The sequence below is a fragment of the Burkholderia sp. Cy-637 genome, from assembly GCF_011753175.1.
In the GTDB taxonomy this organism is placed as follows: Bacteria; Pseudomonadota; Gammaproteobacteria; order Burkholderiales; family Burkholderiaceae; genus Burkholderia; species Burkholderia gladioli.
Genome location: NZ_VWWC01000364.1, coordinates 1 through 1692, shown reverse-complemented (window position 1 = coordinate 1692; position 1692 = coordinate 1). Strand labels below are relative to the sequence as shown.

Sequence of the window (1692 nt, the reverse complement as noted above, 5' to 3'; positions counted from 1 at the left end):
GAGCACCGTCACCAGCAACACGGCGCGCCGGCCCACGCGGTCGCCCAGCCGCCCCAGCACGATGCCGCCGATCGGCCGCATCAGGAAGGCGCTGCCGAAGATCGCCAGGATCGACAGCAGCGCGGCGGTGGGATTGTCGGCCGGGAAGAACAGCGGCCCGATCAGCGCGGCCATGTAGCCGTAGACGCCGAACTCGTAGTATTCGATCGCCGTGCCCGCGGCGGCCGCCAGCGCGGCCTTGCGCGCGATGGCGCGGGACGAGGCGGTGCTGGCGGCATCCGCCGCTGTCGCCTGGCGCTCTGCCGTGCTTGCGTTCAACATCTGGACTCCTGAGGATTTGAGCCGGTGGGGTCGGCGTGGAAAAGCGAACACGGCGTCAGCCGGCGGCGGTGGCCGGCAGGCGCGCGCGCGGCGGGCGCACCGCGATGCCGGCCGCGTCGAGCGCGGCGCGGATGCGTTGCGCGAACAGCGCGGCGCCGGGCTGGTCGCCGTGGATGCAGAGCGTGTCGGCCTGGATCGGCACGGCCACGCCGTTTACCGAGGTGACCACGCCTTCGCGCAGCATCTCGAACACCTGCCGGATCGAGATCTCGATGTCGGTGATCAGCGCGCGCGGGTCGCTGCGCGGGGTGAGCGTGCCGTCGTCCTGGTAGGTGCGATCGGCGAATACCTCCTGCGCCACCGTCAGGCCGGCGTCGCGCGCGGCCTCCACCAATGCCGAGCCGGCCAGGCCGTAGAAGATCAGGCCCGGGTCGACATCGCGCACCGCGGCGCACAGCGGCTCGGCGATCTCGCGGCGGCGCGCGGCCAGGTTGTACAGCGCGCCGTGCGGCTTGACGTGCGAGAGCCGCGAGCCGGCCGCCTCGGCGAAGGCCTTCACGGCGCCGACCTGGTAGACGGTGATCTCGTAGAGTTCCTCGGCGCTCAGTTGCATCTCGCGGCGGCCGAAGCCGACCAGGTCGGGATAGCCGGGATGCGCGCCGATCGCGGCGCCTGCCGCGCGCGCCGCCTTCACGGTGCGGGCGATGGTGCGCGGGTCGCCGGCATGGAAACCGCAGGCGATGTTGGCCGAGCTGACGTGCGGCAGCACGGCCGCGTCGTTGCCGAGCCGGTAGACGCCGAAGCTTTCGCCCAGGTCGCTGTTGAAGTCGAGTTCAGTGCGCATCGCGCCGCTCCCAGGTGTCGAAGCCGCGCGCCTGGTCCAGCGCCAGGCGCTGCGCCTCGGCCAGCTCGACCCGTTCGAAGGCGATCGATTCGCCCGGCAGGGTTTGCGCCAGGCGCGGCAGGTCCACCGAGCAGACCTGGGCGATCTTCGGGTAGCCGCCGGTGGTCTGGCGGTCGGCCATCAGCACGATCGGCTGGCCGTCGGGCGGCACCTGCACGGTGCCGCAGGACAGCGCCTCGGAGGCTGCCTCGAACGGTTCGAGCAGGCTCAGCGGCAGGCCTTCGAGCCGGTAGCCCATGCGGTCCGACTGCGGGCTCACGCGATACACGGTGTTGAGCAGGGCCGCCTGCGCGTGCGGCGTGAAGCGCGCCCATTCGCGGCCGGCGACGACGCGCAGCGGCTCGCCCGCCGCGCGCAGCACGCCGGGCGCGAACACCTCGCCGTAGCCGGGGCGCTCGCGGAACGAGGGATAGCGCTCGCGCATCGCCAGCGTGTCGCCGCGGCGCAGCGCGCGGCCGCGATGGCCG

The 1692-nt window shown here is 73.0% G+C and carries 2 protein-coding genes and 1 pseudogene; all 3 read right to left on the bottom strand.

Annotated elements, in window-relative coordinates; genetic code table 11:
- The coding region (locus F3J10_RS35535) for an MFS transporter (RefSeq protein ID WP_167244040.1) at positions 1–321 on the bottom strand (321 nt) is incomplete at its 3' end.
- Positions 322–376: 55 nt separating this feature from the next.
- Complete coding sequence (locus tag F3J10_RS35530; protein ID WP_025101753.1) at positions 377–1165, bottom strand: 5-oxoprolinase subunit PxpA; 789 nt, start codon at positions 1163–1165, stop codon at positions 377–379.
- Positions 1155–1692, bottom strand: a pseudogene (locus F3J10_RS35525) (carboxylase); the annotation flags it as partial. The gene F3J10_RS35530 and the pseudogene F3J10_RS35525, both read right to left, overlap by 11 nt.